16 protein-coding genes and 1 tRNA gene are annotated in these 17,330 nt (G+C 54.5%); 16 read left to right on the top strand and 1 reads right to left on the bottom strand.

Features of this window, described 5'->3' with window-relative positions:
- The 9 genes from mutL to ACJAXR_RS01390 all read left to right on the top strand — a co-directional run bounded on the left by mutL (nucleotide 1) and on the right by ACJAXR_RS01390 (nucleotide 9,681).
- Nucleotides 1-1,881: a DNA mismatch repair endonuclease MutL gene (mutL, locus tag ACJAXR_RS01430; RefSeq protein ID WP_415056468.1), complete on the top strand. Its 1,881-nt coding sequence runs from the start codon at nucleotides 1-3 to the stop codon at nucleotides 1,879-1,881.
- Between the two features lie 21 nt (nucleotides 1,882-1,902).
- Nucleotides 1,903-2,874 (top strand): tRNA (adenosine(37)-N6)-dimethylallyltransferase MiaA, encoded by a 972-nt coding sequence (gene miaA, locus ACJAXR_RS01425; RefSeq protein WP_415056467.1) that lies wholly within the window; start codon nucleotides 1,903-1,905, stop codon nucleotides 2,872-2,874.
- Between the two features lie 137 nt (nucleotides 2,875-3,011).
- Nucleotides 3,012-3,266 (top strand): RNA chaperone Hfq, encoded by a 255-nt coding sequence (gene hfq, locus ACJAXR_RS01420; protein WP_415056466.1) that lies wholly within the window; start codon nucleotides 3,012-3,014, stop codon nucleotides 3,264-3,266.
- A gap of 17 nt (nucleotides 3,267-3,283) precedes the next feature.
- Nucleotides 3,284-4,585, top strand: coding sequence for a ribosome rescue GTPase HflX (gene hflX, locus ACJAXR_RS01415; RefSeq protein ID WP_415056465.1), 1,302 nt, complete (start codon nucleotides 3,284-3,286; stop codon nucleotides 4,583-4,585).
- A 110-nt stretch (nucleotides 4,586-4,695) separates the two neighbouring features.
- Entirely contained in the window at nucleotides 4,696-5,883 is a 1,188-nt protein-coding gene (gene hflK, locus ACJAXR_RS01410; protein WP_415056464.1) for an FtsH protease activity modulator HflK, read from the top strand.
- Entirely contained in the window at nucleotides 5,883-6,755 is an 873-nt protein-coding gene (gene hflC / locus ACJAXR_RS01405) for a protease modulator HflC (protein WP_415056463.1), read from the top strand. The genes hflK and hflC overlap by 1 nt, the downstream gene beginning before the upstream one ends.
- A gap of 149 nt (nucleotides 6,756-6,904) precedes the next feature.
- The gene (locus ACJAXR_RS01400) at nucleotides 6,905-7,090 is read left to right on the top strand and encodes a DUF2065 domain-containing protein (RefSeq protein WP_415056462.1); all 186 of its coding nucleotides are present in this window, start codon (nucleotides 6,905-6,907) and stop codon (nucleotides 7,088-7,090) included.
- Nucleotides 7,091-7,140: 50 nt separating this feature from the next.
- Nucleotides 7,141-8,337 carry an ATP phosphoribosyltransferase regulatory subunit gene (locus ACJAXR_RS01395; protein WP_415056461.1) on the top strand — a complete coding sequence of 399 codons (1,197 nt, stop codon included), beginning with the start codon at nucleotides 7,141-7,143 and terminating at the stop codon, nucleotides 8,335-8,337.
- Between the two features lie 48 nt (nucleotides 8,338-8,385).
- Nucleotides 8,386-9,681: an adenylosuccinate synthase gene (locus tag ACJAXR_RS01390; protein WP_415056460.1), complete on the top strand. Its 1,296-nt coding sequence runs from the start codon at nucleotides 8,386-8,388 to the stop codon at nucleotides 9,679-9,681.
- Nucleotides 9,682-9,895: 214 nt separating this feature from the next.
- On the opposite strand, the gene ACJAXR_RS01385 is transcribed toward ACJAXR_RS01390, so the two are convergent.
- Nucleotides 9,896-9,982 (bottom strand) — tRNA-Leu (locus ACJAXR_RS01385).
- A gap of 175 nt (nucleotides 9,983-10,157) precedes the next feature.
- Here ACJAXR_RS01385 and rnr point away from each other — a divergent pair.
- From rnr to dnaB, 7 genes are all read left to right on the top strand, one after another.
- Nucleotides 10,158-12,719, top strand: coding sequence for a ribonuclease R (gene rnr, locus ACJAXR_RS01380; RefSeq protein ID WP_415056459.1), 2,562 nt, complete (start codon nucleotides 10,158-10,160; stop codon nucleotides 12,717-12,719).
- A 19-nt stretch (nucleotides 12,720-12,738) separates the two neighbouring features.
- Nucleotides 12,739-13,485, top strand: coding sequence for a 23S rRNA (guanosine(2251)-2'-O)-methyltransferase RlmB (gene rlmB, locus ACJAXR_RS01375; protein WP_415056458.1), 747 nt, complete (start codon nucleotides 12,739-12,741; stop codon nucleotides 13,483-13,485).
- A gap of 144 nt (nucleotides 13,486-13,629) precedes the next feature.
- Nucleotides 13,630-14,058, top strand: coding sequence for a 30S ribosomal protein S6 (gene rpsF, locus ACJAXR_RS01370; RefSeq protein WP_415056457.1), 429 nt, complete (start codon nucleotides 13,630-13,632; stop codon nucleotides 14,056-14,058).
- A gap of 41 nt (nucleotides 14,059-14,099) precedes the next feature.
- A complete protein-coding gene (gene rpsR, locus ACJAXR_RS01365) occupies nucleotides 14,100-14,330 on the top strand; it encodes a 30S ribosomal protein S18 (protein ID WP_096348409.1) in 231 nt (76 codons plus the stop codon).
- 38 nt (nucleotides 14,331-14,368) lie between these two features.
- Nucleotides 14,369-15,268: a hypothetical protein gene (locus tag ACJAXR_RS01360; RefSeq protein ID WP_415056456.1), complete on the top strand. Its 900-nt coding sequence runs from the start codon at nucleotides 14,369-14,371 to the stop codon at nucleotides 15,266-15,268.
- Between the two features lie 18 nt (nucleotides 15,269-15,286).
- Entirely contained in the window at nucleotides 15,287-15,733 is a 447-nt protein-coding gene (gene rplI / locus ACJAXR_RS01355; protein ID WP_415056455.1) for a 50S ribosomal protein L9, read from the top strand.
- Nucleotides 15,734-15,935: 202 nt separating this feature from the next.
- A complete protein-coding gene (gene dnaB, locus ACJAXR_RS01350) occupies nucleotides 15,936-17,327 on the top strand; it encodes a replicative DNA helicase (protein ID WP_415056952.1) in 1,392 nt (463 codons plus the stop codon).
- Nucleotides 17,328-17,330: the final 3 nt, after the last annotated feature.

Here is a 17,330-nt window from a genome sequence, read left to right as displayed (position 1 = left end):
ATGTCGAGAATAGAGCTACTCAGCCCTCGTCTGGCCAACCAAATTGCCGCAGGAGAAGTGGTTGAAAGACCCGCTTCGGTTATCAAGGAGCTGCTGGAGAACAGCCTCGATGCAGGTGCCAAGCGTATCGACATCGAGGTGGAGCAGGGGGGCGTCAAGCTGCTCAGGGTTCGCGACGATGGCGTCGGAATTCTTCCTGATGATTTGCCCCTGGCGCTCTCAAGACACGCTACGAGTAAGATTCGCGACCTGGATGACTTGGAAAAAGTAGTTACTCTGGGCTTTCGTGGCGAGGCTCTGGCGTCGGTGAGTTCGGTATCTAGATTGACACTGACCTCCTGCCCGGAGGGTTCTGATCAGGCATGGTCGGTGGAGACCGAGGGGCGGGACATGGCGCCGGTCATGCAGCCCGCCGCGCACCCCCAGGGGACTACCGTCGAAGTCCGCGACCTGTTTTTCAATACCCCGGCTAGACGCAAGTTTCTGCGAACCGAGAAAACCGAGTTCAGTCATCTTGAAGAAGTGGTCAAGCGTCTAACGCTCTCACGATTCGATGTAGCTTTTACCCTCCGTCACAACGGTCGCACTGTGTTCAGTTTGCGTCCGGCCCATGGTGAAATGGAATTCAGGCGTCGAGTCGGCAGCGTGTGTGGACCTGCGTTTGTCGAACAGTCGTTGTCAATTGATAGCGAGCGCAGTGGCTTGCGGCTCTGGGGCTGGGTGGGCTTGCCTACTTTTTCGCGCAGTCAGGCCGATCTGCAGTATTTTTTCGTCAATGGCCGCATGATCAGGGATAAGCTAGTTGTGCATGCGGTGCGCCAAGCCTACCGCGATGTCCTGTTCCACGGACGCCATCCGACTTTCGTGCTGTTTCTCGAGGTCGATCCGGCAGTGGTTGACGTCAATGTGCATCCGACCAAGCATGAGGTGCGGTTTCGTGATGGCCGTATGGTGCACGATTTCCTTTTTAGTACTCTGCATAGGGCGTTGGCTGATCAGCGGCCGGGCGACAAGGCGGTTACGCATGGGCTGGTCGATGCCCCTTATATGAGTGCACCCGAGGCCACTGGCCAGTCGGCCGGGGTCTTCTCCGGACAGGAGAGCATGTCGTTGAACGAGCCTGCCGCTGGCTGGTCGATACCCGGATCGCTTACGGACCGTCCTTCAGTCCAGGTCGTCGCTGGGAGTCTCCTTGCCTATCCTGGTTTATATGGAGTAAAGAGCAGGGGTGACGAAGTGTCGGGGGCAGTCGATGATCCCTTCGCATCGATCGTGGAGGATATTGCCGAACAGGATGTGCCTCCGCTGGGTTATGCCTTGGCGCAACTGCACGGCGTCTATATCCTGGCTGAAAATGCCAAAGGTTTGGTTGTTGTCGACATGCACGCCGCCCACGAGCGCATCACCTATGAACGGCTCAAGCAGGCAATGGACGACGAAGGCCTACGGGGTCAGCCGTTACTGGTGCCCGAATCAGTGGCGCTGAGTCAGCGGGAAGTGGATTGCGCCGAAGAGCACGCTAAATGGTTTTCTCAGCTGGGGTTTGAAGTCCAGCGGCTGGGTCCCGAGACGCTGGGAATACGCGAGATTCCTGCGCTTTTGCGTCAGGCCGACGCTGCACAGCTGGTGCGTGATGTGCTCAGTGATCTGCTTGAGTACGGTACCAGTGATCGTATTGAAGCGCATCGTAACGAGCTCCTATCGACGATGGCTTGCCACGGCTCGATACGAGCCAATAGGCGTCTTACCCTGACCGAAATGAATGCCCTGCTCCGCGACATGGAGCGGACCGAACGCAGTGGTCAATGTAATCACGGGCGTCCGACCTGGACGGTCATGACCATGCCTGAGCTCGATAAGCTCTTTTTGCGTGGCCGTTAATCTGTTTCAGGCTGTTGCCTGATGACGTCCTCTTTACCGCCCGTTATCTGCCTGATGGGGCCGACTGCCTCAGGTAAGACAGAGCTTGCACTGCATCTGGCAGACCGTCTTCCATGCGAGTTGATCAGCGTAGATTCGGCCCTGGTCTACCGGGGCATGGATATTGGGACCGCCAAGCCGGACGAGGCAATCCTCGCCCGTTTCCCCCACCACCTGGTCAATATCCTTGATCCGGCTGAAAGCTATTCCGCTGCCTTGTTTCGTGCCGACGCGTTACGTCTTATGGCTGATATCACCGCTCGCGGCCGCATACCGCTGCTGGTAGGCGGTACTATGCTGTATTTTCGGTCACTGGCCGAAGGCTTAGCGCAGATGCCCGCAGCCGATCTGGATACGCGCCGGCTGATTGAGCAGGTAGCAGCGAGCGAGGGTTGGGAGGGCGTGCATGCGCGCCTGGCAGAGGTTGATCCTGCAGCAGCACTGCGGATTCATCGTAACGATCCACAGCGGTTGCAAAGGGCGTATGAGGTGTACCTTCTTAGCGGGATCAGTCTAACTGAATGGCACCTTAAGCAATCCGCAGAAAAAGCCGCGTCTGTAAGGCGCGGCGCAGCATTTTTACCCTATACTATGTATAACTTGTGTATCGCTCCGCTCGAGCGTCATGTGTTGCATGAGCGGATAGCTTCCCGGTTCAGTGCGATGATGCAGCAAGGCTTCCTGGATGAAGTGCAAGCCTTACATGCTCGTTCAGACCTGCATTGCGCTCTGCCCTCGGTGCGGGCGGTGGGATATCGGCAGTTGTGGGATTATTGCGATGGGAAACTCTCGCTTGAAGCGGCTGTCGAAAGGGGAGTCATAGCAACCAGGCAGCTGGCCAAGCGTCAAATGACCTGGTTACGCGGTTGGCGGGAAGAAATTGACTGGTTTGACAGCCTAGATCCGAACAGATTTGACCTGGCCTTGAAACGCCTGGATCGTACCACCATATAGTGTTCAGGTGATTTGCTGGTCTTGCTTTGGTTGGTCATGTTGATAATTGCGTCGCCCGGCTAGATGAACAATCGACGGGTTGACGATAACGCATTGTTTAAATGCATATAAATACGGTTCCCATAAGGAGTAAGGCAATGTCAAAAGGGCATTCATTACAAGACCCTTACCTGAACGTTCTGCGCAAGGAACGTGTTCCGGTATCCATCTATCTGGTCAACGGCATCAAATTGCAGGGCCAGATCGAATCCTTCGACCAATTTGTCATCTTGCTGAAAAATACGGTTAGCCAGATGGTGTACAAACACGCTATCTCCACTGTTGTTCCGGGTCGACCGGTACGCCTGCCAGTTCAGGGCAGCAGTGAAGAGGAAGAGTTGGAAAACCCTTGATTTGTCCGGAGGCTTGATTGTTCTTTGAACGTCATGAAGGCGGTGAGCGGGCCTTGCTTGTTCACCTTGAAGGCGCAGAAGAGCGCACCCGGGAAGATCCGCAGGAATTTATTGAGCTGGCCAATTCGGCTGGAGCCGAGATTGCTGCCTTTCTGACCGTCAACAGGCATAAGCCCAGTCCCCGGTTTCTGATCGGCAGTGGCAAGGTTGAAGAGCTTCAAGCGCTGGTTGAGTCTCATCAGGGTGACCTGGTCATATTCAACCACGTGCTCACACCCAGTCAGGAACGTAATCTCGAGCGTGAGCTCAAGTGTCGTGTGATTGACCGTACGGGTCTGATTCTCGACATTTTTGCCCAGCGAGCGCGCACCCACGAAGGCAAGCTGCAAGTTGAGTTGGCTCAGCTTGATCATCTCAGTACCCGCTTGGTTCGTGGATGGACTCATCTTGAGCGCCAGAAAGGTGGTATCGGTCTGCGCGGGCCTGGTGAAACCCAGCTGGAAACAGATCGCCGCTTGCTTCGAGAGCGAATTAAACAGATCACCCGACGCTTGGAAAAAGTACGTAGCCAGCGCGAACAGGCCCGCAGAGCCCGGCGGCGTGCAGAGATTCCTGTGGTGTCACTCGTAGGCTATACCAACGCTGGCAAATCCACTCTTTTCAATACAATGACGTCTTCCGAGGTATATGCGGCAGACCAGCTGTTTGCCACGCTGGATCCAACCTTACGGCGAATCGAACTTGAGGATATTGGCCCCACCATCCTGGCCGACACCGTCGGATTCATTCGTCATCTGCCGCACAAGTTGGTAGAAGCTTTCCGCGCTACCCTTGAAGAATCCAGCCAGGCCGATCTGTTGCTGCATGTGATTGATGCAGCTGACCCTGACCGAACATCCCACATTGAGCAAGTGACCAAGGTCCTGAGTGAAATTGGTGCGGCGGGTTTGCCCATGCTCGAGATATACAACAAGACGGACCTGCTCGAAGGTGTGGAACCCCATATCCAGCGCGACGAGCAAGGTTTGCCACTGCGCGTTTGGGTCTCCGCTCAGAGTGGCGCGGGTCTCGAGCTGCTAGCGCAGGCTATGGCAGAGCGTTTGGCGGTTGATGTGATTCAGGAATCGCTGGTTCTTCTGCCGACACAAGCGCGACTGCGTGCTCAGCTCTATGAGCTCGGCGCAGTGGTTAACGAGCATATAGCTGAGGATGGTCGCCAGCAGCTTGATATTCGGCTTCAACGTAGCGATTTAAATCGTTTGCTCAAACGCGAAGGTTGGCAAATGGACGCCTTTATCCAGCAACACGCGCTGCAATAATTGCGACGTCCGATTCGCTCGCGGTGCGCGGTATGCTGTACGATCACTTACATACGCAAATCAGCTTGATGCTGGCTTTGCAGACCAGTTTACGAAAAACGGAGAAAGCTATGGCCTGGAATGAGCCTGGTGGTGGCAAGAATCAAGATCCTTGGGGTGGCGGTGGTAACAATAATGGTAACCGTGGCGGCAAGCAGGGTCCCCCAGACCTAGATGAAGCATTGCGCAAGCTGCAGGACAGCCTTAACGGCATGTTTGGCGGTAAAAAAGGCGGTGGAGACAAGAGTGGCGGTAGTGGCACAGGATCAGGCCAGGGGTTCCCTAAAGCTGTATTCGGTATTGTTGCGCTGGTCATTGTTGCTATTTGGCTGTTTGCGGCTGTTTACACGGTAGACGAACAGGAGCAGGCAATTGTTTTGCGCTTTGGTGAATACAATCGCACCGTCGAGTCGGGCCTGCATCTGTATTTCCCGCCAATCGAAAAAAAGTTTCAGCGTAACGTGACCCAGGTTCGCTCGTATCGCCAGCAGGGGCAGATGCTTACTCAAGACGAGAACATCGTCGAGGTACCCGTTGCTATTCAGTATCGTATTTCCAATCTGGAGAATTTCATTCTCAAGGTCGAGGATCCGGAAGTCAGTCTGCGTCACGCTACTGAAAGTGCACTGCGTCATGTAGTGGGTTCGACCCCGATGCACCAGGTGCTGACCGAGGGTCGTGAGCTGATGGGTGTGGAAACAACGCAACGTTTGCAGCGCTATCTCGACACCTACAACACGGGCATCACAGTAGTACAGGTTAACATTGAAAGTGCCCAGGCACCCGAAGCGGTTCAGGATGCGTTTGACGATGTTATCCGTGCTCGCGAAGATGAGGTGCGCGTTCGTAACCAAGCCGAGTCCTATGCTAACGGCGTCATTCCAGAGGCCCGGGGTAGAGCTCAGCGGTTGCTGGAAGAGGCTAACGGTTATCGTGACGAAGTGGTTGCCCGTGCGGATGGTGAGGCCCAGCGCTTTAACCAGCTGTTTGAGCAGTACCGCTTGTCTCCTGAGGTCATGCGTGAGCGCATGTACATCGAAACCTTGCAGGATGTCATGACCAATACCAGCAAGATTCTGGTATCGGGTGGTGATGGCAACAATAATCTGCTTTATCTGCCACTCGACAAGCTAATGCAGCAGGGGGGAGGTTCCGGATCGGGTTCATCTTCCGCGTCCGCAGGGTCCATGGCGGGCGATTCCACTTCGCGCCAGCCCCAGAAACAGCAGCGTGATGTGCGCTCAAGGGAGACTCGTTGATGAGTAATAAGACAATTTTTGGCCTGATACTGGTCTTGGTCGTCGCCACAGTTGGCTGGCAGAGTTTTTTCGTAGTCAGCGAGATCCAGCGTGGCATCGTATTGCAGTTCGGTAAGGTGGTTAAGACGGATGTTCAGCCGGGCTTGCACTTGAAATTACCTTTTGTCCAGGAGGCGCGCCTTTTCGACGGTCGTTTGTTGACCCTCGATACCGATACGCAGCGTTATTTGACGCTTGAGAAGAAGGCGCTGATGGTCGATTCCTATGCAAAATGGCGCATTGCTGACGTTGAACGGTTTTACACTGCCACATCAGGACTGCGTGCACTGGCTGAAGATCGCCTGTCACGTCAGCTGGAGTCCGGACTACGCAACGAAGTTGCTCGACGCACCCTGAACGAAGTTGTTTCTGGTGAGCGCGACCAACTGATGGCCGACATCACCACCGTGCTTGATGAAAGCGCTCGTCGTGAGTTGGGTATTGAAGTGTTGGACGTACGTGTCAAGGGAATCGATCTGCCAAGCGAAGTGAATCGCAGCGTATTTGAGCGCATGAGCAGTGAGCGTGAGCGCGAAGCACGTGAACACCGCGCCAAGGGTAATGAGCTGGCCGAAGGTATTCGTGCCGATGCTGACCGTCAGCAGCGCGTACTCCTGGCTGAGGCGTTCCGGGAAGCTGAGCAGATACGCGGTGACGGGGATGCCCAAGCAGCGGCAATTTATGCTGACGCGTATAACAAGGATAGTGAGTTCTACTCCTTCTATCGTAGCCTCCAGGCTTATCGCGAAAGCTTTTCGAGCAAGTCCGATATTCTTGTGCTGGATCCAAAAAGTGATTTCTTTCGGTACCTTCAGGACGGTAGCGCTCGCTAAATCACTGCGAGTCGCACCTGCAGCCTTTGCAGGTGTGACCTCGGAAAAACGTGTTACAATCGCGCAGCCGGGATATCCCGGCTTTTTTGTGACCGGCGTCTGCCTAATACGGACTAGATGCGGTCTGCACTGGACGGAGATTGCAGTCAATGTGGCAAAGTCTGGCAACTGCGCTCTGTCTGGTATTGGTTCTGGAAGGATTGATGCCTTTTTTGGCGCCAAGTCTCTGGAAGCGCACGCTGGCTGGTCTTACGCTGATAAGCGATCGTCAGCTGCGTTTGGTGGGGTTGGGCAGTATGGTGGCCGGTACGTTGCTACTGTATCTGGTGCGCTGACGGTGCTCAGACGGGCCAATTGTATTCACTGCGTATGAAAGGTTGTGAAAATGCCGACTGTTGATAGCTGGCTGTTGCCTGAAGGTATCGAAGAGGTCCTGCCCACAGAGGCTGCGCTTATCGAAGCCGCACGTCGACAATTGCTGGATCTGTTTTCTTCCTGGGGATATGACCTGGTCATTACCCCTCACATCGAATATCTGGAATCCTTGTTGACTGGAGCAGGCCACGATCTGGAGCTGCAGACCTTTAAGATGGTCGATCAGCTTTCTGGACGTATGCTGGGCGTGCGGGCCGATATTACTCCGCAGGTCGCGCGAATTGACGCTCATACGCTGGGAGCAGAAGGGCCAAGTAGACTGTGTTACTGCGGTAGTGTGATGCACACTCGACCGCGGACATTGTCCACGGCTCGCAGTGTTATTCAACTTGGCGCAGAGCTTTATGGAGATGCTTCCAGCGCTAGCGACATTGAAATAATTACTCTGATGCTCGAAACGCTCGCCAGTTGCGGTGTTAACGGAGTGCATCTGGATATCGGCCATGTTGGTATTTACCGGGGCTTGGCACAGGCCGCCGGCCTCGATGAAAAGGTTGAGCAGCGTCTATTTGACGCGCTGCAGCGCAAAGCTGTCGATGAAGTAAGAGCGATTGCTGAGCCTCTCGGGCAAAACCAGTCATCCCTCGCTGCTATGCTATGCAGTCTGGCCGAGTTGTCAGGCGGTGTGGAAGTACTCGAGCGTGCGCATGTGCTACTGGATGGTGCGCCCGAATCGGTTATGGCAGCGCTTGATGATCTTGCCGAGATAGCACAGACCCTTGCTCGTCATTATCCTGATGTCCCGCTTTATTTTGATCTCGGTGAGTTGCGTGGCTATCACTATCACACCGGCGCGGTGTTCTCAGCCTATATTCCTGGCATGGGCCAGAGTATCGCTCAGGGTGGTCGATACGATGACATAGGGCTGGATTTTGGTCGTGCGCGTCCAGCAACAGGATTTTCAACGGATCTGCGTTTGTTGGTTGAGCGCGGCGTGATTATTGGTGCGGAACGGTCCAGGGGTATTTGGGCGGCGTATGCCAATGTGCCCGGATTGCAAACCGAGGTGATGGCGCTGCGCCGAAAAGGCGAGCGGGTAATTGTTGCTCTGCCTGGCCAGATGGACTCTGAGGCCGTGAAACACGGTTGTGATCGTATTTTGCTCTGGCAGGCTGGCGCTTGGCAGGTCAACACGCTGGATTATTGATTCAACGGCCGTGCAGGCCGTTTAAACTCGAATGAGGCAATAGCTGAAATGGGTAAGAATGTAGTCATCCTCGGTACCCAGTGGGGCGACGAAGGCAAAGGCAAGATTGTGGACCTCTTGACGGATCAGGTAGCTGCGGTTGTGCGCTATCAGGGCGGTCATAACGCAGGCCATACATTGGTCATCGACGGTGAGAAAACCGTATTGCACCTGATCCCCTCAGGAATCCTGCGTGACAATGTCATGTGCTTTATCGGTAATGGCGTGGTCTTGTCGCCCGAAGCGCTGATGAAGGAGCTGAAGGAGCTTGAGGCCAAAGGTGTACCTGTCCGCGAGCGTCTGCGTATCAGTCCCGCTTGTCCGCTTATCCTGCCTTATCACGTGGCGTTGGACCAGGCACGGGAAAAAGCGCGTGGCGAAGCCAAGATCGGTACAACCGGTCGAGGTATTGGTCCGGCCTATGAAGACAAAGTCTCGCGGCGCGGTCTGCGCGTGGCAGACTTGTTTAATGCCGAGCGCTTTGCAGTCAAGCTGGCGGAGGTTCTGGAGTATCACAACTTCTCTCTGGAGCATTATTACAAAGTCGAGCCGGTTGACTTCCAGAAGACCTTCGATGAGGCAATGGTCTACGCTGAATGGCTGAGACCGTTGATGACGGATGTTACAGCGCGATTACACGAGCTGCGACGCGAGGGCGCCAACATCATGTTTGAGGGTGCTCAAGGCTCTTTGCTGGATATTGATCACGGTACCTATCCTTACGTTACCAGCTCCAATACCACCGCTGGCGGTACGGCTACGGGATCGGGTTTTGGTCCCTTGTATCTGGATTATGTGCTGGGCATAACCAAGGCGTACACCACTCGGGTCGGTTCGGGGCCCTTTCCTACCGAGCTGTTCGATGAGGTTGGTGCTCGTCTTGCCGAGCGGGGTCACGAGTTTGGTTCAACGACTGGTCGTGCACGACGGTGTGGCTGGTTTGATGCGGTAATTCTGCGGCGGGCAATGGAGGTCAATAGTATAAGTGGACTGTGCTTGACCAAGCTCGACGTGCTGGATGGTCTGGATGTCATCCGTATCTGTGTAGGTTATCGTAACGAGGCTGGAAACGTTATTACGGTGCCGACCGATGCCGACAGTTACCTGGGATTGGAGCCGGTATATGAGGAAGTTCCAGGTTGGAGTGAATCAACCCTAGGCGCTCAGACGTTGGCACAGTTACCGGATAACGCGCGCGATTACATTAGCCGTATCGAAGAGTTGGTAGGGGCACCTGTAGATATAATTTCGACCGGCCCGGATAGGAACGAAACGATTATTCTCCGGAAAATTTTCCAGGATTGAACTAAAAAGGCGCCTTTTAGGCGCCTTTTACTCTATTCAATAAACGTGCGTTGTAATGGGTGTTATTAGCGTTGCCATAGGATGACAAGGCGGACGTCTTAACTTGAGTAAATTGAAATATAAGAGCTTTGCGGATTATAAGCTGAAGATATGTTCAGCAGATACTGGGTAGGGTGATATGACGTTGCCGATCGGGGTATCAGCAACTTATAAATGGTGCCCAGGAGAAGACTCGAACTTCCACGGCCTTGCGGCCACCAGCACCTGAAGCTGGCGTGTCTACCAATTTCACCACCTGGGCAAATCAGTCAATCTGGATGCTATGCTGAAACAAGGTTTCGCGTTGCAACCGTTGTTGTGTTGACGGCGCGAATAATACGTAGCGCCTATGGCCTTGTAAACCCCTCGGCAAAAAATAATCGGTATTCAACGGAAACAGGTGCACTTGAAGCCAATTCGCGGTTCAATAGATAACTATGACGAAAAAATCAATATCAAAAGACTCGGCCCTGCCGAGCAACTCCGAACGTACTTCCGCATCATCAGTCGACTGGGCAGCTATCGATCCAGAAGCGACACGCGAAGCCCAGAATTACGAAAACCCCATTCCCAGTCGTGAGCTTATCCTGAAGCTGCTCGAAGATCGTGGCGCTCCAGCTAACCGAGCACAACTGCAGGACGAGTTGGGTATCTCTGGCGAAGAAGGTATCGAGGCGCTGCGTCGCCGGCTTCGCGCGATGGAGCGCGATGGTCAGTTAATTTACACCCGTCGTGGTGCATACGCCCCGGTAGACAAACTTGATCTTATCAAGGGGCGTGTACAGGGTCATCGTGACGGTTTTGGCTTTTTGGTGCCAGATGGTGGCGGCGACGATCTGTTTCTCAGTCCGGCGCAGATGCGCCTGGTGTTTGATGGCGATCGTGTCCTTGGGCGCGTAACGGGTGTGGATCGTCGAGGCCGCAGCGAAGGCACCATTGTTGAAGTGCTCGAGCGCGCACACGAAATGTTGGTAGGTCGCTATTATCGTGAGAACGGTATTGCTTACGTGGCTGCCGACAACGCCAAGATAAACCATGAAGTATTGATTCAGCCTGGCTGCGAACATGGCGCTGAGCCAGGTCAGTATGTTGAGGTGAAGATCACTCAGTGGCCCAATATCCACCGTCAGGCTCAGGGTGAAGTCGTCGAAGTGGTTGGTGACTACATGGCCGCTGGTGTTGAGATCGAAGTTGCGTTGCGTAGCTATGACATCCCCAGCGTTTGGCCGCAGGCAGTTCTGGATGAGGCGTCCAGGCTCAAGGATCAGGTCGAGGAAAAAGACAAGCTCAAGCGGGTTGATCTCAGACATCTGCCGCTCGTAACGATCGACGGTGAAGATGCCAGAGATTTTGACGATGCGCTCTACTGCGAGCCTCAGAAAGCCAGCGGCTGGCGTTTGTTCGCTGGCGGCTGGAAGCTGTATGTGGCAATCGCTGACGTTTCGCATTATGTGCCTGTTGGATCGGCGTTGGACGAAGAGGCTGAACTGCGTGGTACATCGGTGTACTTCCCTAGCGAAGTGGTACCCATGCTTCCTGAAGCTATTTCCAATGGCTTGTGTTCGCTGATGCCTGAGGTTGATCGCCTGGCGCTGGTATGTGAGATGACCCTGTCGAAGAGCGGTGAGCTAACAGCGTATGAGTTTTGCGAGGGAGTCATTCATTCCCATGCGCGCCTGACTTACACCCAAGTGTCGAATATGCTTGAGCATCCGCGAAGTCAGGAAGGTCTTGCGCTGTCAAAGCAATATGCCGAGGTTCTACCTGCTTTGAAGGATCTATATGATCTCTACAAAGCGCTTGCCAAAGCCCGTCAAGGCCGTGGTGCGATCGATTTTGAAACGACGGAAACGCGTATTATCTTTGGTGAAAATCGCAAGATTGCGCAGATTCGTCCAACCAAGCGCAATGATGCCCACAAGATAGTGGAAGAATGCATGCTGGCTGCGAACGTAGCGACAGCACGCTTTCTTGGTGACCTCGAACTACCAGGTCTGTACCGCGTCCATGATGGCCCTAAGCCGGCAAAAGTTGAGCGTTTGCGTGAGTTCCTTAACGCAATGGGTATTTCGCTGACGCGCAAAAAAGGTGACCCGACGCCTGAAGATTACGCTGAGGTGCTGCAGAAAGTGCAGGGACGTCCTGATGCCCAATTGATCCAGACGGTTATGTTGCGCTCGCTGAGCCAAGCGGTTTACAGCCCGCATAATGCTGGCCACTTTGGTTTGAATTACGAAGCTTACACGCACTTCACGTCACCGATTCGCCGTTATCCCGATCTGCTTACGCATCGGGCTATCCGTAGCGTCATTCGCTCACGACGCAAAACTGACCTGGTTCAGCGCGCCGGGGCTGGCACGATACCCAAGGCCGATATTTACCCTTACGATCTGGCCGCGCTCGAGCGTCTAGGTGAGCAATGCTCGCAGAATGAACGTCGTGCTGATGAGGCCACACGAGATGTGGTCAGCTGGCTCAAATGCGAGTTCATGCAGGACCGTGTTGGCGAAAGTTTTGATGGCCTGGTGACTGCAGTGACAGGATTTGGCCTGTTCATAGAGCTGACTGATATCTATGTTGAAGGTCTGGTACACATCACGGCGCTGCCTGCGGATTACTATAACTTCGACCAGGTGCATCACCGTCTCACCGGAGAGCGTTCTGGTAGGAGTTTCCGGCTGGGCGATACGGTGCGGGTGATTGTAGCCAGGGTCGATCTTGATGAACGCAAGATCGATTTTGAAATGGACAAGAATCAGCCGCGGACCCAGAATACTGATGTTGAAGCCAGTCAGGCCGCACGCAAGAATCTGGTCGAGGGCTCCAAAAAGGCTGGGGCGGTTGTTTCCAAGCAGGGCAGGGCGCCACGCTCTCCGTCCTCGGCCAAGGCTGCAGGTGCCAAGAAGTCTGCTGACCAGGTCCCTGCTGGTCCTGGTTCCGGCCCAAGGGCGCCTCGGGCTCCACGCGCCCCACGCGCCCCACGCAAGCGTAAGACATGAGACGAGTGGCTGACCAATCATGAGTGATAGTGAATATGTATTTGGCGTTCACGCCGTACAAGCGATGCTTGAGCGCTCGCCCAAGCGGGTCAAAAGGCTAGTTCTGCCTCGTGGGCGTCTTGATGCTCGCGCTCAGACCCTCTCCGATCTGGCCGAACGCATCGGCGTGGGTATCCAAAGATTGCTGCCGGAGGAAATCGACAAATTGGTCGAGGGAGTTCATCAAGGCGCAGTAGTTGAGGTATCCCCGAGCCAGATGTGGTCGGAGGATATGCTTGATCGTTTGCTCGACGGCTTGGAAGAGCCCGCTTTGCTGCTGGTGCTTGATGGTGTCACCGACCCGCATAACCTTGGAGCCTGTCTGCGCAGTGCTGATGCAGCGGGCGCGCATGCGGTAGTGATCCCGCGGGATCGCTCCGCCAGTTTGACTCCGGTTGTGCGCAAGGTGGCCTGTGGGGCAGCAGAAACGGTCCCGCTAGTAGCGGTGACCAATCTTGCTCGCACCCTCAAGCAATTACAGCAGCGTGGGCTCTGGGTGGTGGGTACGGCAGGTGAGGCGGAGCAGCTTATCTATCAAGTTGATCTCAAGGTTCCCAGTGTCATAGTCATGGGCGCCGAAGGAAGCGGCATGCGGCGGCTTACCCGAGAGCATTGTGATTATCTGGCGAAGTTGCCGATGGCCGGTAGCGTCAGTAGTCTGAATGTCTCAGTAGCAAGCGGTATCTGTCTTTTTGAAGCTGTTCGGCAGCGCCATCAGCGCAACTGAAGACTTGAGATTTCGGTAGTTGCTCTAATTGCGCATTTACCTTGCCAGTGACACGGCTCTCCCATAGAATGTGCGCCCCAAACTAGAGTTCTACTCCTTGCCAGACCATGTTGGGTGGCTGGCTTAAACCCGTAAGGAGCACTTATGCGTCATTACGAAATCGTATTTTTGGTTCACCCGGATCAGAGTGAGCAGGTCGGTGGCATGATCGAGCGCTACACCAAGCTTATCGAAGAAGACGGCGGCAAGATTCACCGCCTCGAAGATTGGGGTCGCCGCCAACTGGCTTACCCGATTGACAAGATCCATAAAGCCCACTACATCATGATCAACGTCGAGTGCAGCGCTAAGGCACTGGCAGAGTTGACTGATAACTTCCGTTACAACGATGCCGTTATTCGCAACATGGTTATTCGTCGTGACGAAGCTGTCACTGAGCAGTCTGACATGATGAAGCCTGAAGATACCGGCCGTGGTGAGCGTCGCGAGCGTCGCGAGCGCACTGAAGGTGACGATAACGATTCCGACAGTGACAGCGAAAGCTCGAACGACAACGACGGTGACGACGAGTAAGTCATCCCGGTCCCATTTCCAGTATTTAAGGAGACGCTGCCATGGCACGTTTTTTCCGTCGCAGAAAGTTCTGCCGTTTCACCGCTGAAGGCGTTAAAGAGATCGATTATAAGGATCTCAACACCCTGAAAGCGTACATCACCGAGACCGGCAAGATTGTTCCTAGCCGCATTACCGGTACCAAGGCCCGTTACCAGCGTCAGCTGGGCGTCGCTATCAAGCGTGCTCGTTATCTGGCTCTGCTGCCCTTCACGGACAGCCACGGTCGTTAAAAAGCACCTAATTACGTAATCAGGGAAATCTTACCGGCATGCGTGGGTTGGCAGAATACATCATGCGCGGTCGCAGGCAGGCTACTCTAGTAGTCGCCATCGCCGCGGCCGTACCGCTGTTATTCTGGGTCAGCGCTGCTGCCTTGGCTTTGATCGTGCTGCGGCGCGGTCTTAGTGAGGCTCTGCCGGTGTTGGGCTGGGGTATTCTGCCGGCGATTGCATGGGCTTGGGTTGGCGATCTGACTCCGTTGCTGGTTATTGGTGGCAGTTTTGCACTGGCATCCCTGCTGCACAGTCGTAATGACTGGGCAGCCGCGTTGCTGGTGGCGGTTCCGTTAGGCGTGGGTTATGCCCTCTTGCTGTTAACGGTTCTTAATGAGCAGCTGCTAGTACTTGCCGCGCAAATTCAAGAGCGCCTGCCTCAGTTGCTTGCTGATATGGGCGGGTCGGTTGATGAAGCCGGCATGGTGCGGATCCAGGCTTTATTGGTCCCGGTTATTGCGGGGCTGATGGGGGCTGTGCACTCGCTGATGGTCCTAGTCAGTGTGATGGTGGGTCGTTCATGGCAAGCCCGGCTTTATAATCCGGGTGGATTTCGTGAAGAGTTCCACCGCTTGCGGCTGTCACCGCTGGTTGCTGGCATGTTGTTGCTGATAACGCTATTTGGCCCGCAGTTTGGGCAATTCGCGTTATTGGCACCGATAACCAGCTTGCCATTGGTTATTGCTGGATTGGCACTGTTGCACGGAGTTGTCGGGATAAAGAAGTTTGGTTCAGTGTGGCTAGTAATGCTCTATGTGATATTTGTTCTAGCCGCTCAGTTCGTGTATCCCCTGATTATGTTTTTAGCATTTATAGATAGCCTGTTCGACTTTCGTTCCCGTCTTGCGCCGGCCTCGGGCCCCCGTGACGATAACGATCCGAAAGGCCAAGACTGAATACAAGAGGTTATTGCAATGGAAGTTATCCTGCTCGAAAAGATCGCGAATCTGGGTAGCCTTGGTGACAAGGTTGCTGTGAGTGCCGGTTATGCACGCAATTTTTTGCTGCCTTTCGGCAAGGCCACTCCGGCCACCGCTTCTAACCTGGAAGCCTTTGAGGCACGCCGCGCCGAACTTGAGCGCATTGCCGATGAGAAGAAGGGTCATGCTGAGGCTCGCGCCGCTCAGTTGGTCGAATTGACTGTGACAATCGCAGCCAACGCTGGCGAAGAGGGCAAGTTGTTTGGTTCCATCGGTACCCGCGATATCGCCGATGCAGTCACTGCAGCTGGTGTTGCTCTCGAAAAGAGCGAAGTGCGTTTGCCTGAAGGCCCGCTGCGCAACGTCGGCGAGTATGAAGTTGCTCTGCAACTGCACACAGATGTTGAAGCCAGCGTTAAGCTGGTCGTGGTTAACGGCTGAGTCGACCGGCTTGAAGTGACTTGCACTGGTACGCCAGCGGCGTTGCAGGGTGAGTTCGATAGCCATTAGGGTTAGACTGTTCAACACGGCGCCTGTCTTTGACAGGCGCCGTGTTGCTGTTTTAGTACCCCGGTTATTTCCATCCTGGGTAGTCCTGATCGAGTAGTCAGCAAGTGCCGAGCCTGTGCCGATGAACGAAACCATGTACACCGACAATACGGAACTTGATCTGCAGGCTTCTGCACTGAAAATTCCGCCACATTCGATAGAAGCCGAGCAAGCTGTGCTGGGCGGCGTAATGCTGGAAAATACCACATGGGAGAGGGTGGTAGAACTCCTTAGCGAGCCGGATTTCTATCGGCATGATCATCGGCTGATTTTTCGGGCGCTGGCGAGTCTAGCTGCACGTAACCAGCCCTTCGATGTGGTGACCTTGGCTGAAGAGCTTGATCGCGAGGGCTTGATCGACCAAGTGGGCGGGCTGGCCTATTTGGGCCAGTTAGCTAAAAACACACCCTCGGTTGCCAACATCAGCGCGTACACGCATATCATCCGTGAGCGCTCGACGCTGCGTAAATTGATCAGTACCAGCTCAAACATCGCCGATAGCGCCTTCAATCCCAAGGGCAAGCAGGCCAATGCGATCCTCGATGAGGCTGAGCGACAAATTTTCGCGATCGCCGAGAGTCGGCCCAAAACCGGCGGACCGGAGTCGGTGACCAATCTGCTTACCAAGGCTATCGACAAGATCGATACGCTGTTTAACAGTGATGGAGCCATCACGGGCCTGTCCACTGGGTTTACCGACCTGGACGAAATGACTTCAGGCCTACAGCCGGCTGATCTGGTCATCATCGCGGGTCGACCGTCCATGGGCAAAACGACCTTCGCAATGAACCTGGTCGAGAATGTGGTGCTGCGCTATGACAAGGCGGTATTGGTATTTTCGCTGGAGATGCCTGGTGATTCCCTGGTAATGCGTATGTTGTCTTCGCTTGGGCGTATTGATCAAAGCAAGGTTCGTGCTGGTCGGCTGGATGATGATGATTGGCCCCGTTTGACCTCGGCGGTCAATCTGCTCAATGACCGGAAACTGTTCATCGATGATACGGCGGGATTGTCCCCGATGGAAATGCGTGCTCGGGCGCGACGAGTAGTACGCGAGCATGGCGAGATCGGAATGATCATGATCGATTACCTCCAGCTTATGCAGATCGGCGGCACTTCAGAAAACCGTACCAATGAAATTTCCGAAATCTCCCGTTCGCTAAAAGCGCTGGCCAAAGAATTCAACGCCCCGGTAGTAGCGCTGTCACAGCTCAATCGTTCACTTGAACAACGGCCAAACAAGCGGCCAATCAACTCTGATTTGCGAGAATCCGGGGCGATCGAGCAGGACGCCGACGTTATTATGTTTGTCTATCGTGACGAAGTTTATAATGCAGATACTCAGGATCAGGGTATCGCCGAAATTATTATCGGCAAGCAGCGGAACGGTCCGATCGGTAATATCCGATTAGCCTTTCTGGGCAAGTTCACCCGTTTCGAGAACCTCGCCCCCGGCTCATACGCTGGGTACGGGGACATGGAGTAAAGA

The organism is Halopseudomonas sp. (assembly GCF_047631575.1).
GTDB lineage: Bacteria > Pseudomonadota > Gammaproteobacteria > Pseudomonadales > Pseudomonadaceae > Halopseudomonas.
This window is presented reverse-complemented; position numbering and strand designations above follow the sequence as displayed.

Bases quoted from the DNA above. Each gene is read 5' to 3' on its own strand.
- rnr (WP_415056459.1), top strand. From the start codon at position 10,158: ATGACGAAAAAATCAATATCAAAAGACTCGGCCCTGCCGAGCAACTCC.
- ACJAXR_RS01390 (WP_415056460.1), top strand. From the start codon at position 8,386: ATGGGTAAGAATGTAGTCATCCTCGGTACCCAGTGGGGCGACGAAGGC.
- hflK (WP_415056464.1), top strand. From the start codon at position 4,696: ATGGCCTGGAATGAGCCTGGTGGTGGCAAGAATCAAGATCCTTGGGGT.
- rpsR (WP_096348409.1), top strand. From the start codon at position 14,100: ATGGCACGTTTTTTCCGTCGCAGAAAGTTCTGCCGTTTCACCGCTGAA.
- rlmB (WP_415056458.1), top strand. From the start codon at position 12,739: ATGAGTGATAGTGAATATGTATTTGGCGTTCACGCCGTACAAGCGATG.
- rplI (WP_415056455.1), top strand. From the start codon at position 15,287: ATGGAAGTTATCCTGCTCGAAAAGATCGCGAATCTGGGTAGCCTTGGT.
- rpsF (WP_415056457.1), top strand. From the start codon at position 13,630: ATGCGTCATTACGAAATCGTATTTTTGGTTCACCCGGATCAGAGTGAG.
- dnaB (WP_415056952.1), top strand. From the start codon at position 15,936: ATGTACACCGACAATACGGAACTTGATCTGCAGGCTTCTGCACTGAAA.
- hflC (WP_415056463.1), top strand. From the start codon at position 5,883: ATGAGTAATAAGACAATTTTTGGCCTGATACTGGTCTTGGTCGTCGCC.
- hfq (WP_415056466.1), top strand. From the start codon at position 3,012: ATGTCAAAAGGGCATTCATTACAAGACCCTTACCTGAACGTTCTGCGC.
- miaA (WP_415056467.1), top strand. From the start codon at position 1,903: ATGACGTCCTCTTTACCGCCCGTTATCTGCCTGATGGGGCCGACTGCC.
- ACJAXR_RS01400 (WP_415056462.1), top strand. From the start codon at position 6,905: ATGTGGCAAAGTCTGGCAACTGCGCTCTGTCTGGTATTGGTTCTGGAA.
- ACJAXR_RS01360 (WP_415056456.1), top strand. From the start codon at position 14,369: ATGCGTGGGTTGGCAGAATACATCATGCGCGGTCGCAGGCAGGCTACT.
- ACJAXR_RS01395 (WP_415056461.1), top strand. From the start codon at position 7,141: ATGCCGACTGTTGATAGCTGGCTGTTGCCTGAAGGTATCGAAGAGGTC.
- mutL (WP_415056468.1), top strand. From the start codon at position 1: ATGTCGAGAATAGAGCTACTCAGCCCTCGTCTGGCCAACCAAATTGCC.